Here is a 13,096-nt window from a genome sequence, read left to right as displayed (position 1 = left end):
AGACCGGGGCAGGCTATGCGCGGCGACTTCTCCGTTCGCGCACCGGGGAGGCGGCGCCCTCATTGGCCGTCTTGTTGCGCAAGGGGCCGATCTTTTCGACGATGACCTCAAGCGTCGGGCGCTCGCCCCTGGTGTGATTGTCGAGGGCAAGACGCATCGCGGCGAGGTGATTGCAGGACGTGCCGCAGCAGCCGCCGATGATCTTGGCGCCGGCATCGACGGCCAGGCGCGCATATTCGGCCATCAGCGGCGGTGTGCCGGAATAGTGGATCTCCGATCCGCGGAACTCGGGAATGCCGCAATTGCCCTTGACGACGACGGTGCCCTGGGGATTGGCGGCGGTCATGTCGAGGAGCGAGGACAGAATGTCGGATGCGCCGACGCCGCAATTGGCGCCGACCGCGACCGGGCCTTCGCCGATGTCTGCCGCGACCGTGTGAAGGTCCTTAGGGTGCAAGCCCATCATCGTCTTGCCGGCAGTATCGAAGGAACCGGTGTAGACGAAGGGCAGGCCGACCTTGGTGGCGGCCTCGGCGGCTGCCCGGATCTCGTCCGGCGAGGACATCGTCTCGATCCAGGCGACTTCCGCGCCGCCGGCCTTGAGGCCCTCGATCTGCTCGACAAAAGCTGCGACCGCGTCCTCATAGGAGAGGGCGCCGAGCGGCACCAGCAACTCGCCGGTCGGGCCGACGGAGCCGGCGGTGATGACCTTGCGCGGCGCCTTGTCGGCGACGGCACGGGCGATCTCGGCGGCGCGCTTGTTGAGCGCATGCACCCGGTCTTCCGCCTGGTGGAGCTTCAGCCGGTGGCGCGTGCCGCCGAAGGAATTGGTCAGGATGATGTCGGCGCCGGCCTCGACGAAATCCTGATGCAGCTTGGTGATGTTTTCCGGCCTGGTCTCGTTCCAGAGTTCCGGCGCTTCGCCGGCCTCGAGACCCATGGCGAAGAGCGACGTCCCGGTCGCGCCGTCGGCAAGCAGAACGCCCTTCTGGGCGAGGAGGTCGGAAAGGGCACTGGCTGCGATCGACATCGGCGTTTCCCGGCTGAATGGCTTGTAGCAAGATATAAACATATCTTTATGTGTTTGCGCATGAGGAAGCAAGCTAAATGTGTATCGAACCTCGCGGCTGACCATTAGCGACTACGCGCCCGCCGAAAGCCGCGGCAGTTCATCCGCCAGAAGACGGGCGAGGTCGGTCGAGGCGGGTTCTGCGTTGGGGCGCAGGCGCAGGCTGAATTCCGAGTCGGGCAGCGGCGGCAGATCGAGGTGCTTCGGGGCGGCCGTTATCCCGGTGCCCAGGAAACGATCGGTGCGCGCCGTCACTGCGATGCCGCTGAGGACCGCGGCCCGCAGACCCGAAAGACTCGGGCTCGTTGCGGCCAAGCGGAAGGGGCGGTTGATCGCCTCGAGCGCGGCAATCGCGGCAGCGCGGAAGCCGCAGGGCGGGTCGAGTACAGCTATGGGGAGATCGGCGTCGGGCAAAGTCAGGCCCCTCTCGGCACACAACCAGATCATCGGATCGCGCAAGACAAGCAGTTCGTCTGCCGAAGGCCCTTGCCGCATCGCCAGGACGATGTCGATCTGGCCTTGCTCGTATGCGGCCGCCAGTTCCTTCGTGCGGCCGATCCGAAGGTCGAGGCGAACCCGCGAATGCGAGCGGGCGAAGCGGCCGAGCAGATCCGGAAGCGCCGTGTCTGCAAAATCCTGGGTGCTCCCGATCGCCACGCGGCCGTCGGCGCGGGCGCCCTTGAGGCTCAACCATGCGTCACGATGGGCGTCGAGGATGCGACGGGCATGACCGACGAATTCCTCACCCACAGGTGTCAAGGAGCGTCCGCGCCCGGCCGGTGCGAGAAGCGCCTCGCCGACCAGCGCTTCCAGCCGCTGCATCTGCGCCGTCACGGCCGACGGCGAACGGCTGACGACGTCCGCGGCCCGGGCGAGCGAACCGCCCTCCGCGAAGGCAAGAAAAGTGCGCAAGAGTTCCGGGTCGATCATCCTCATGGTTCAATAATACAGAATTGTAGATGCCGCACAATTCGATTTTATGGATGCAATGATGATGACAGGCTTACTTCGTCACCGCATTCATCCCGAGAAAGGAACTCTCATGCCGATCATCAGCATCGCCGTTGCGGCTTCGCCGAACTCAAGCCTCTCCGCGCAGATCGCGGCATCCGTCAGCGAATTGACGCGCCTGCACCTGCGCAAGGATCCGACCGTGACGGCCGTTACGATCAGCTATATCGATCCGCACCATTGGTTTGCGGGGGGGAGGTCGATCGCATCACAGCAGACCTCGAGTTTCTGGCTCGATATCAAGGTTGTCGACGGCACCAATACGAAACAGGAGCTCGCAAGCTATATCGAGGCAGTCTATGCCGGGTTCGAGGGCCTGCTCGGAACGATTCATCCCGAAAGCTACGTGCTTGTTCACGAGGTAGCGGCCGCAGCTTACGGCTTTGGCGGCAAGACGCAGGAGTTTCGCTTCATCAGCGGCAATTTGCAGCCAGCCGCTTAGAAGTGGGAGAGGGGCAACCGCCTCGGTCGTCCCTCTAAGCCGGTGAAGGCGCTCATGCCGCCTTTCGGTCGCCGTGACTTGTCGGCGTCACCATGGCACCGATGATCGTATGCAGGTCGATGGCCCCGATCGGGCGGCCATTGGCGTCGACGACGTGGGCGGTGTTGATATGCGCACTCGTCATTGTGCGGGCGGCCGCCTCGAGGACCGTATCTGCCGCGATCGCGAGGCCCTCCGGATTGCCGGACAGCGGCCGCATGATCGTCTCGACATGAACGACCCGGCCGCGGTTTACCTCCTTGACGAAGGCGGTGATGTAATCGTCCGCCGGCGCAAGCACGATTTCCTGGCCGGTTCCCTGCTGCACCACACGGCCGTCGCGCAGGATGGCGATCTTGTCGCCGAGGCGCAGGGCCTCGTCGAGATCGTGCGTAATGAACACCACGGTCTTCTTCAATTCCTTTTGCAATTCGAGAAGCACCGTCTGCATGTCCACGCGGATCAGCGGGTCGAGCGCCGAATAGGCCTCGTCCATCAGCAGAATCTCGGCGTCGTTGGTCAGTGCCCGGGCCAGTCCGACGCGCTGCTGCATGCCGCCCGAAAGCTGGTTCGGATAGTGCTTCTCGAAGCCCTTGAGGCCTACGCGGTCGATCCAGCCAAGCGCCCGCTTCTCGCTCTCGCGCTGATCGATACCCTGAATTTCCAGGCCGTAAACGGTGTTTTCGAGCACCGTGCGGTGTGGAAGCAGCGCGAACTTCTGGAACACCATTGCTGTCTTGTGGCGACGGAACTGGCGAAGGTCGTTCTGGTTCATCTTGCAGACGTCGACGCCGTCATAGAGCACTTCACCGGCGGTCGGGTCGATCAGCCGGTTGATGTGGCGGATGAGCGTCGATTTGCCGGAACCGGAAAGGCCCATAACCACCGTTATGCAGCCGCCGGGCATCGAGATGTTGATGTCCTGCAAACCGAGAACATGACCGTATTTCTCGTTGAGCTCGGCCTTGCTCATGCCGTTCTTGACAGGATCGATATATTCGTGCCCGCGCGGACCGAAGATCTTGTAGAGGTTCTTCACCTCGATTGCGCGACTAGCCATAAACTACCTCCGAATGCTTCTGCAGCCACCTACCGAAGGCTTGGCTTGCACGATCGAAAATGATGGCGCTGCCGATTAGTGCAACACCGCTGGAGCTGCGTTCCGCCGTTGCGCTTCTTTGGGCGCGTGCACGGGCGCAACCGCTTCCAGGTTCCCCTTGAGCAATGTGACAGCGGAACAGGTCCACTGCTGTGCTGTTTGCGACGCGGGGCGCGGCCGCTTCGTCGCGAAACATTCGATCCGCAGCGCGACCGAGTGCAAGAGGTCCCGTCTCGGTCCACAGCAAGGACAGCCTCAAAGCGCCGCCTTCACCTTTTCTGCGACGTCCGGGCTCACCCATTTCGCCCAAATGTCCGGAAAGTGTTCGAGAAAATACCGTGCGGCGTCCTCGTTTGTCGCGCGGTTCTGATCCATCCAGGCGAGAATTTTATTGACCGTCGCATTGTCCCATCCGCGGGCATTCACGTAATCCATGGCGATGCCTGCCTTTTCGGCAAAGGATTTGGTCACCACGGTAAACACGTCCGAAACCGGATAGGAGTTGACCTTTGGACTTGGACAGTTCGGCACGGCCGAGCAGGAGTCCCATTCCGCCCTGTCGTGGTCGACGCCGAAGGAGAGCCGGATCATTTCATATTTGCCGAGGATTGCCGTCGGCGCCCAATAATAGCCGAGCCAACCCGTCTTCTTCTCGAAGGCTTCGGCAATGGAACCGTCAAGCTCGGCTGCCGAAGCGGGGTCGACAAGCTTGAAGCCCGCCTTCTCCGCACCGAGTGCCTTGTAGAGATTGGTTGTCGAGATCCGACAGTTCCAGCCGGAGGGGCAACTGTGGATCGCTCCCTTGGCGGGATCGTCGGACGCGGGGAACAGATCCGGATGCTTCAGGGCATCTTGGACGGTTTTGATCTCCGGATGGGCATTGGCGAGGAATCTTGGAATCCACCAGCCTTCGACGCCACCTTCACTGAGAATCGGGGCAGCCTGAATAAGGCGGCCTTCCTTGACTGCCGCTTCGAGCTGGGTGCGCACGGAATGGATCCAGAGCTCCGGTGCCATGTCAGGCTCGGCCTTCTCGTTCATCGATGCAAAGGTCCGCATGGTGTCGCCGGCGACCAGGGAGACGGTGCAGCCATAGCCGTTCTCGAGAACAAGTCTGTCGACATGGGCGGCGATGCCTGCCGAAGCCCAATTCATTTCGGCAATGCTGATCTCGCCGCACTCGGCGGCCCGCGTCGGCCCGGCCAGGACCCAGATGCCAGCGGCGGCGAACGTGATTGCGAGGAGTTTCGTCATGTTCCCAGGCCTCCCGCCCTTACGCGGCCCACGACCAATCAGCCTAGGTGTTTTCGAAGAGAAATCAACCTCTTCAAATGATCTGGAATGGAGTGCGGTTCGAGGCACTGCTATTCAGTAAGGCGCGGCCGCGCCGGTTGCTCTTTCAACGGAGGATCGCGCGATGAACTCGAAAAAAGTGCGAATTCATGTTTGGTTAAGCTCTCACTAACCATCCGGTAAGAATGTCAGGCTAATTGTTTGCTGCGGCGGGCGACTGCCGCAGGTCCGGTTCAGGTGTTGCGTACCGGACCTGCCTCCCTGACCAGCTCGACACTTTGCGGGCAAGGCGCGCCTTCGAGCGATCGCCGCGATAGTATGCGGTCCATTTGAAAGACGCAGAACGTCGCCAAAGTCAGAGCACGAAAGGCCGATTACCCGACGTTCGACGTGCGGATGAAGCCGAGCGGGCCGAATGGCGCGTCGGCCGGGATGTTGCGTACGCGGGATTGGCTGCGCGGCGCCTGTGCGTTCCAGGCGATTTGAACAAAATTCGGCTTGCTGAAGATGAACAGCATGGTTTTTCCTGCCTTCGAGAGTCCGGTTCATTTCCCGGTAGTTGCGATGGCGGCGATATAGGCGTGGGACAGGTATTTTTCGATCCTGGACTCGGCATCGCATGTCGCATTTTGACTAGGGCTCCAATGTTCGTCGCACGCTTGATGAGCGGGTGACACGGGCCGTGATCGCGGCTAGCGCAAATGCCGTGAAATAGCGTCTAGACAGGACTTTGCGGCAGAGTGTTTCGATGCTACGGAGACCGGATGACACACGCGATCATGCTCCAGGGGACCGGCTCGGATGTCGGAAAATCGGTATTGGTGGCAGGCCTCTGCCGGCTCGCCGCCAATCGCGGTCTTAAGGTGAGGCCTTTCAAGCCGCAAAACATGTCGAACAATGCGGCCGTCTCCGATGACGGCGGCGAAATCGGCCGGGCGCAGTGGCTGCAGTCGCTCGCCGCCCGCGTGCCCTCGTCGGTGCACATGAATCCGGTGCTCCTGAAGCCGCAATCCGATGTCGGAAGTCAGATCATTCTGCAGGGCAAGGTCGCGGGGCAGGCCAAGGGCAGGGAATATCAGGCCCTGAAGCCTAAGCTGCTCGGCGCCGTGATGGAGAGTTTCGAGCACATCTCGGCCGGCGCCGATCTCGTCGTTGTCGAGGGCGCCGGTTCGCCGGCCGAGATCAACCTCCGGGCCGGCGACATCGCCAATATGGGTTTCGCCACGCGCGCCGATGTCCCGGTGGTTCTCGTCGGCGACATCGATCGCGGCGGCGTCATCGCATCGCTGGTCGGCACCCATGCAATCCTGCCGGAGGAGGACCGGCGGATGGTCACCGGTTATCTCATCAACAAGTTTCGCGGCGACGTCACGCTTTTCGACGATGGCATCGCGGCGATCGGCCGCTTCACCGGCTGGCCTTGTTTCGGTGTCGTGCCCTGGCTGAAAAGCGCCGGGCGGCTGCCGGCCGAGGATTCCGTCGTTCTCGAGAGGCTGGCGCGCGGCGGTGGCAAGGCTTTGAAAGTCGCCGTGCCCGTCCTGTCACGCATCGCCAATTTCGATGATCTAGATCCGCTTGCGGCAGAACCGGAGGTCGAACTCGTCTTCGTTCGGCCGGGCATGCCGCTCCCCGACGACGCGGGGCTTGTCGTCATCCCCGGTTCGAAATCGACGATTTCGGATCTCAAGGATTTTCGGGCGCAGGGCTGGGACCGCGATCTCGAGCGTCACGTCCGCCGCGGCGGCCGGGTGATCGGCATTTGCGGCGGTTATCAGATGCTCGGCCTCCGCGTCACCGATCCGCTCGGCATCGAGGGAAGCGACCGCGATATCGCCGGGCTCGGCCTGCTTTCTGTCGAAACCGAAATGGCGCCGGAAAAGACCGTGCGCAACAGCCGTGCCTGGTCGCTGGAGCATGACGTGGCGCTTGACGGCTATGAGATCCATCTCGGCAAGACCGTCGGGGCAGATTGCGAACGGGCCCCGGTGACGATCGACGATCGCCCCGATGGCGCCATGTCGCCGGATCGCCGCGTCATGGGAACCTATCTGCATGGGCTCTTCGGTAGCGACGCTTATCGCGCCGCACTGCTGAAGAGCCTTGGAATTGCAGGCGGAGGCGCCAACTATCGCCAGTCGGTCGACGGCGCGCTCGACGAGATTGCCTCGGAGCTAGAAGACGTGCTCGACCGCGCCTGGCTTAACGGCCTGCTCGGCTAGCTGCCGTGCCGCCGGCGGGTGACACTCATCTCTTTGGTCGATATTGCATGGCCGCTGCGAAGGATGCAGCATGGCGGGCGAGGCGGCAGACCGGTTTTCCAGAAAAATACAAGTCTTGCCGCCGCCCGGCACAAAGGTCGGCGGTCATGACACGCGCCCAGCTGGTCGGCGTCCTTATCGGACTGGCAATTGTCGCGGCTCTGACGGTGCTGCGGGCAAGCGATCCACAACTGCTGAGATTCGCCCGCGAAATCACCTTCGACGAATACCAGCGCCTGGCGCCGCGGCCCTTCGAAAACCTGCCCGTGCGGGTCGTCGATATCGACGAGGCGTCGCTGAGCGAGTTCGGCCAGTGGCCTTGGCCAAGGGATCGATTGGCTGCGCTGGTCGACAGGCTTTCGGAAATGGGCGCCGCCGTCATCGCCTTCGACATCCTGTTCGCCGAGCCCGATCGACTGTCGCCGCGCACCGTTCTGCGCGACGTCAGCGGGATCGATCCGGCTTTGCTGGAGCGGCTGCCGGACAATGACGAGATCTTTGCCGGGGCGATTGCCGGCAAGCCGGTGGTGCTGGGTTTCGGCCTTTCGAATGCGGGGAGTTACCGGCCGCCGGTAAAGTCCGGCTTCGCCTTCACCGGCGAGAGCCCTTTCGGAGCGCCGCCGCGCCTGACTGCCGCAACCCCGCTTCGGCCGGCGCTCGAGGCCAATGCAGCCGGCATCGGGCATATCAGCCTCAATCCCGACAGCCCGTCGGCGGTCGTACGGGCGGTGCCGCTCCTTCTCAGCGACGGCGCGCAGCTCTATCCGAATTTGGCGCTCGAGGCGCTGCGTGTCGCACAGGGGGCTTCCACCTATCTGCTGGCCGGCGCGACGGAGGTGCCCGATACGATAACCCGGATCAAGATCGGCGATTTCGCCGTGCCGGTCACGGCGGCCGGCGAGCTCTGGCTTTATGTCAGTGAGGACCGGGCGGAAAGATATGTATCGGCCGGGCGCGTGCTTGCCGCATCGGGTGCTCCCGACGATGTCAGGGCGGCCGTCGAAGGCAGCATCGTCTTCGTCGGCACCTCGGCTGCCGGTTTGCTCGATATCCGCACCACGGCTCTCGGCCATAATGTCCCGGGAGTCTCGCTTCATGCCCAGGCCGTCGAGCAGATCCTGTCCGGTCGCTTCCTCTCGCGCCCGGACTGGGCCGAAGGGCTCGAGATCCTGTCGATCGCCATTGCAGGCACCCTCCTCGTCATGGTGACCACCTTCGTCAGCCCCGGCGTGGCGCTCGCCTGCGGGTTGCTGATCACCGGCTTGGCTCTCGCGGCCTCCTGGACTGCGTTTCTCTACGCGGGACTGCTCTTCGACCCGCTTGCTCCGATCTTTTCCGGATTGGTCACGCATTTCGCCGCGACGGCCTATCGCTTCCTGGTGACCGACCGGGAGCGTCGCGTCGTCCGGCGCGCCTTCGGCCAATATTTGTCGCCGTCGCTGCTTTATCGCGTCGAGCACACGCAGAACGCACTGAGGCTCGGGGGAGACGATCGTGAGCTGACGATCATGTTCGTCGACGTGCGCAACTTCACCGAGATCAGCGAGCGTTTGGCGCCGACCGAGGTTGTCGGGTTCCTGAATACGCTTCTCGATGCGCTGAGCCGACACGTCATCGAAAACGAGGGCACACTCGACAAGTTCATCGGCGACTCGATCATGGCCTTCTGGAACGCCCCAGTCGATGTCAGAGATCATCCTCGCAGGGCCGTTCGCGCGGCTTTGGCGATGCGAGAAACGCTTGCTCGTCTCAATGACAAGGATGCCTTCGGTTTCGGGGCGGGGCAAAGCGTTGCCATCGGCATTGGAATCCACACCGGCCTTGCCTGCGTCGGCAACATGGGCGCCGAGACGCATTTCAACTATTCGGCGGTCGGGGACACCGTCAATGTGGCGGCGCGCATCGAATCCGCCTGCAAGGAGATCGGCTACGATATCCTCGTGTCGGAGGCGACGGCAAATTTGGCTGGCGGCTGCGCCCTGCTGGAGGCCGGAGCATTGGGGCTCAAGGGTAAGAGCACGCGAACGAGGCTCTTTGGAGTCGTTGGCGACGAGCGACTGGCCGAGTCGGATGAATTCGCCGAGCTCTTCGAAGTTCATCGGCGGCTGGTCGACGCTTTGCGCGCACGGTCCCCCGAGAGCCGGCGCATGCTGGGCGTGGCAAAGCTCAAGGCGTCCGCGCTGACGCCCGGCTTGTCGGAGTTCTATCGGCGGATTTCGCGGCGCGGCGAACATTTCATTGGTGAGCCGACGGCGAAGGATGCGGCTGGCGAATAGGTGCTTCGCCGACTGATGCAAAAGGCGCCGCTTTTCCGGCACTTCAATTACAGTCACCGTCGTCCGAACGAACGGTCCTTGCTCCGCTCGTGCGAGTAATCACGGTTGCGCGGCCTGTCCGACCTGTCGAACTTGTTCGGTTTATCGTGCCAGCTCTTGTCGTGTTTGTCCGGCTTGCCCGGCTTTTCTGGTTTTTGGGGCTTGTCCGGTTTGTGAGGCTTGTCGGGTTTGTGAGGCTTGTCGGGTTTGTGAGGCTTGTCGGGTTTGGGTGGCTTGGGTTGGGGCGGCGTCTCGACAGGCGGAGCCGGTTCGGGTGGCGGTGCGACGAGCGGCCGGACCCGATCTGGACGGATCTGGATCTCAGCTGAAAGGCCGCAGCCGGTGCCGCTCCATCCGGGCGACAGCTGCTGCCTGCCGGAGAGGAACGGCAAGGCCTGCTGGTTGCCGAGTGTCCTGAGGATGCTTCGGTCGACCCGTCGCGTATCGGTCATATCGCCATTGGGACGGGCGACCACGCAGTCGCAGCGCCGCGTCAGCTGTTGACAGCCGCCTCGGCCGCAAAATTCGGCAGCGCCGCTCAGGAGCACCACTGCCGTCGTGCCGTCTCCGCCGACGTAAAAGTCGAAGACCGTGCCTCGAACGCCGATGGTTCCGGCCGGTGTCAGGATCTGGTAGGCCGAGTGCCCCGAGTTGCCGCTGATCCAGCGAAACGTTCCCTTCGCCGCCGCGACGGTCAGCTTCTGCACCGATCTCGAGTCGTCGAAGACGAATTTGTCGATGACGACCGACGAGCCGGCACCGACGGCAAGCTTGCTTCCATCTCGGAAGACGAACTGGCCAAGGCCGGATCTGGATGTCCGAATCCGCTCGTCGCGGTGCACCGGGTCCGTGACGACCAGTGGTCCGCTCGCTCCGCTGACCTCAGTCTTGATCCGGATCGCCTGACCAATCGGTTCGGCGGCCTTGCTTGGCATGGAGCCGTAAAGCGCGACACTCAGCGCGACAAATGCGGCACGACGCAGATATGCCATCGCACCCCCTCCAGGCTGAACTGACAAATTCAGTGCCGTGGACATAATCGAACATCGTGGCGAAGCATCGGAGCCGCCTCGGGTTCGAATGCCCGTTTTATCACGCGCTTGGGACGGGCGTCTGCCTACCCGTTCGGATTAGGAGAAAGGCGCCGAGTTGGCGACGCACCTCGCGCTGCCGCAACTTGCCGACCTCGCGTCGCAGACCGTCGATTGACTTTGACGCATCCGCTTCATAATTAACGCATTGGATGGTTCCCCCGCACCGAAGCGGCGCGGGAGAGTAAATGGGAATGTGACGGGCGGACCCACACCGGGCGCCCTTATCGCAGCCGACCCCGCGACTGTAGAACGGTCAGGGTTCGCCATCGGGCATGCCGCACCTCTTCCGGTGAAACTGCATGGGGCAGTTGTCGCGGAATTGGAGGCACGCCGGAAAAGCCACTGGCGTGGCATCGTGAGCAGCCGGGCTGGACGCCTCTCTTTCTACGAATCGTCCGCCTTCACGAGCCAGCAGACGCCGGGAAGGCGAGGCGGACCCGTTCGGGCCCAATAGCGCTGGGCACCGCGTGCGCAGCGCTTGCCCGTGACGCCGAGAGCCAGGAGACCTGCCGTCCATCAGGGCATCGCCCGGGGGAGTCCTCCCCAATGCCAGCACGGAGGTTGTCGTGGCTTATTTATCGTCTTTCGCGCGTGCCCGTCACGCGTCCGCTTGCTATCGTTGCTTTGTCCCCACCAGTTTCCTCGCATGGGATCTGGTCGGATGACATTCTCCAATGCCGGTCCGGTCTTCGTGCTCGGCGGCGCGCGCTCCGGGAAATCCAGTTTCGCGGAGAAGCTCGCCGAAGCCTCGGGGCTCGGGATGCACTATGTTGCGACCGGCCGCGCCTATGACGAGGAAATGCGCGATCGTATCGCCCGCCACCAGGCCGCGCGGCAGGGCAAGGGCTGGGCAACGCACGAGGAACCGCTCGATCTCTCCGGCCTGCTTCGTCGACTGGATGCACCGGAGCGCGTAATTCTTGTCGACTGCCTCACGCTGTGGGTGACGAACCTGATGATGGAAGAGCGCGACATGCCGGCCGAGTTTGCGGCACTTGCCGGCTTGCTGCCTGCCATGCAGGCGCGCGTCATCATCGTCTCCAATGAGGTCGGTCTCGGCATCGTGCCGGAGAACCGCATGGCGCGAGACTTCCGCGACCATGCCGGCCGCCTCCATCAAATCGTCGCGGAGAAGTCCGCCGAAGTCTATTTCGTCGCGGCTGGGTTGCCGCTGAAAATGAAGGGTTGATTCATGACACTTGCAAAGGCCCAGTCGGGCAAGATCCCCGCCACGGTCATCACCGGCTTCCTCGGCGCCGGCAAGACGACGATGATCCGCAACCTGCTGCAGAACGCCGAGGGCAAGCGGATCGCATTGATCATCAACGAGTTCGGCGATCTCGGCGTCGACGGCGACGTGCTGAAGGGCTGCGGCGCTGAAGCCTGCTCGGAAGAGGACATCATCGAGCTCACCAATGGCTGCATCTGCTGCACCGTCGCCGACGACTTCATTCCGACCATGACCAAGCTGCTCGAGCGAGAGAACCGCCCGGATCATATTGTCATCGAGACCTCCGGCCTTGCGCTGCCGCAACCGCTGGTCGCCGCTTTCAACTGGCCCGACATCCGCAGCGAAGTGACGGTCGATGGCGTCGTGACCGTCGTCGACAGCGCCGCCGTTGCCGCCGGCCGTTTTGCCGACGATCACGACAAGGTCGATGCGCTGCGCGTCAATGACGACAACCTTGACCATGAGAGCCCGCTGGAAGAGCTCTTCGAGGACCAACTCACCGCCGCCGACCTCATCGTTCTGAACAAGACCGATCTCATCGATGCTGCGGGCCTCAAGTCCGTGCGTGACGAAGTCGCCTCGCGCATCAGCCGCAAGCCGGCGATGATCGAGGCCAAGAACGGCGAGGTGGCAGCCGCGATCCTGCTCGGGCTTGGCGTCGGCACGGAAGACGAGATCGCCGACCGCAAATCGCATCACGAGATGGAGCATGAGGCCGGCGAGGAACATGATCACGACGAATTCGACAGCTTCGTCGTCGAACTTGGCCCGATTGCCGAACCGGCGGCCTTCATCGACCGGCTCAAGGCCGTCATCGCCGAGCACGACGTTTTACGCCTCAAGGGCTTTGCCGACGTACCCGGCAAGCCAATGCGTCTGTTGATCCAGGCGGTCGGCAGCCGGGTCGATCAATATTACGACCGTGCCTGGGCACCCGGCGAGACGCGCGACACGCGCCTCGTCGTCATCGGCCTGCACGACATGGACGAGGCGGCCGTGCGCGCGGCGATTTCGGCGCTGGCGTGAGGTTGTTTTGAGCGCGTGTGAGAAGAGCCCCTCCCCAACCCCTCCCCACAAGGGGGAGGGGCTCGGCTGGCATTTGCGGCGGCGCTTTCGTTCCCAAAGGGGGGCGGCGTTATGGCACGAACGGCTGATACTCGGGGAAAGAGTGCGTGTGGCACGACCTAACCCCTCCCCATTGTGGGGAGGGGCTGGGGAGGGGTCTCTTCACGAGCCCAGCGGGAA

At 63.1% G+C, this 13,096-nt stretch carries 11 protein-coding genes, 1 pseudogene and 1 riboswitch; of the genes and pseudogenes, 5 read left to right on the top strand and 7 right to left on the bottom strand.

What is annotated here, in order from left to right:
• Positions 1-13: 13 nt before the first annotated feature.
• Together bmt and CO656_RS04720 are read right to left on the bottom strand one after the other, a co-directional pair.
• On the bottom strand, positions 14-1,030 hold the full coding sequence (bmt, locus tag CO656_RS04725; RefSeq protein ID WP_097524959.1) for a betaine--homocysteine S-methyltransferase: 1,017 nt from the start codon (positions 1,028-1,030) through the stop codon (positions 14-16).
• 111 nt (positions 1,031-1,141) lie between these two features.
• Positions 1,142-2,005 (bottom strand): LysR substrate-binding domain-containing protein, encoded by an 864-nt coding sequence (locus tag CO656_RS04720; protein WP_179864699.1) that lies wholly within the window; start codon positions 2,003-2,005, stop codon positions 1,142-1,144.
• A gap of 106 nt (positions 2,006-2,111) precedes the next feature.
• Here CO656_RS04720 and CO656_RS04715 point away from each other — a divergent pair, with 106 nt between their 5' ends.
• Complete coding sequence (locus CO656_RS04715) at positions 2,112-2,522, top strand: 4-oxalocrotonate tautomerase family protein (RefSeq protein WP_037423625.1); 411 nt, start codon at positions 2,112-2,114, stop codon at positions 2,520-2,522.
• Positions 2,523-2,574: 52 nt separating this feature from the next.
• Here CO656_RS04715 and CO656_RS04710 read toward each other — a convergent pair whose 3' ends face one another.
• The 4 genes and pseudogenes from CO656_RS04710 to CO656_RS04700 form a co-directional block, all read right to left on the bottom strand.
• Positions 2,575-3,621 (bottom strand): glycine betaine/L-proline ABC transporter ATP-binding protein, encoded by a 1,047-nt coding sequence (locus tag CO656_RS04710; RefSeq protein WP_037423628.1) that lies wholly within the window; start codon positions 3,619-3,621, stop codon positions 2,575-2,577.
• Positions 3,614-3,712: pseudogene (locus tag CO656_RS30715) on the bottom strand (proline/glycine betaine ABC transporter permease); the annotation flags it as partial. The pseudogene CO656_RS30715 and the gene CO656_RS04710, both read right to left, overlap by 8 nt.
• Positions 3,713-3,915: 203 nt before the next feature.
• Positions 3,916-4,914, bottom strand: a complete 999-nt coding sequence (locus tag CO656_RS04705; protein ID WP_097524957.1) for a glycine betaine ABC transporter substrate-binding protein — start codon at positions 4,912-4,914, stop codon at positions 3,916-3,918.
• Positions 4,915-5,327: 413 nt separating this feature from the next.
• Complete coding sequence (locus tag CO656_RS04700; protein ID WP_086022791.1) at positions 5,328-5,471, bottom strand: hypothetical protein; 144 nt, start codon at positions 5,469-5,471, stop codon at positions 5,328-5,330.
• 246 nt (positions 5,472-5,717) lie between these two features.
• Between CO656_RS04700 and CO656_RS04695 the strand changes: the two genes are divergently transcribed.
• Both CO656_RS04695 and CO656_RS04690 read left to right on the top strand, forming a co-directional pair.
• Positions 5,718-7,172 (top strand): cobyric acid synthase, encoded by a 1,455-nt coding sequence (locus tag CO656_RS04695; RefSeq protein WP_037423634.1) that lies wholly within the window; start codon positions 5,718-5,720, stop codon positions 7,170-7,172.
• A 146-nt stretch (positions 7,173-7,318) separates the two neighbouring features.
• The gene (locus CO656_RS04690; protein ID WP_097524956.1) at positions 7,319-9,487 is read left to right on the top strand and encodes an adenylate/guanylate cyclase domain-containing protein; all 2,169 of its coding nucleotides are present in this window, start codon (positions 7,319-7,321) and stop codon (positions 9,485-9,487) included.
• 53 nt (positions 9,488-9,540) lie between these two features.
• Here the strand turns inward: CO656_RS04690 and CO656_RS04685 are convergent, their stop codons facing one another.
• Entirely contained in the window at positions 9,541-10,518 is a 978-nt protein-coding gene (locus CO656_RS04685) for a FecR domain-containing protein (protein ID WP_097524955.1), read from the bottom strand.
• 235 nt (positions 10,519-10,753) lie between these two features.
• Positions 10,754-11,149: riboswitch (cobalamin riboswitch) on the top strand.
• A 132-nt stretch (positions 11,150-11,281) separates the two neighbouring features.
• Between CO656_RS04685 and cobU the strand changes: the two genes are divergently transcribed.
• The gene (gene cobU, locus CO656_RS04680) at positions 11,282-11,809 is read left to right on the top strand and encodes a bifunctional adenosylcobinamide kinase/adenosylcobinamide-phosphate guanylyltransferase (protein WP_097524954.1); all 528 of its coding nucleotides are present in this window, start codon (positions 11,282-11,284) and stop codon (positions 11,807-11,809) included.
• A gap of 3 nt (positions 11,810-11,812) precedes the next feature.
• Positions 11,813-12,877 carry a cobalamin biosynthesis protein CobW gene (gene cobW / locus CO656_RS04675; protein WP_097524953.1) on the top strand — a complete coding sequence of 355 codons (1,065 nt, stop codon included), beginning with the start codon at positions 11,813-11,815 and terminating at the stop codon, positions 12,875-12,877.
• Positions 12,878-13,096 lie beyond the last annotated feature (219 nt).

Origin of the sequence: Sinorhizobium sp. FG01 (assembly GCF_002531875.1) — a bacterium.
Classification (GTDB): Bacteria; Pseudomonadota; Alphaproteobacteria; order Rhizobiales; family Rhizobiaceae; genus Sinorhizobium; species Sinorhizobium fredii_C.
This window is presented reverse-complemented; position numbering and strand designations above follow the sequence as displayed.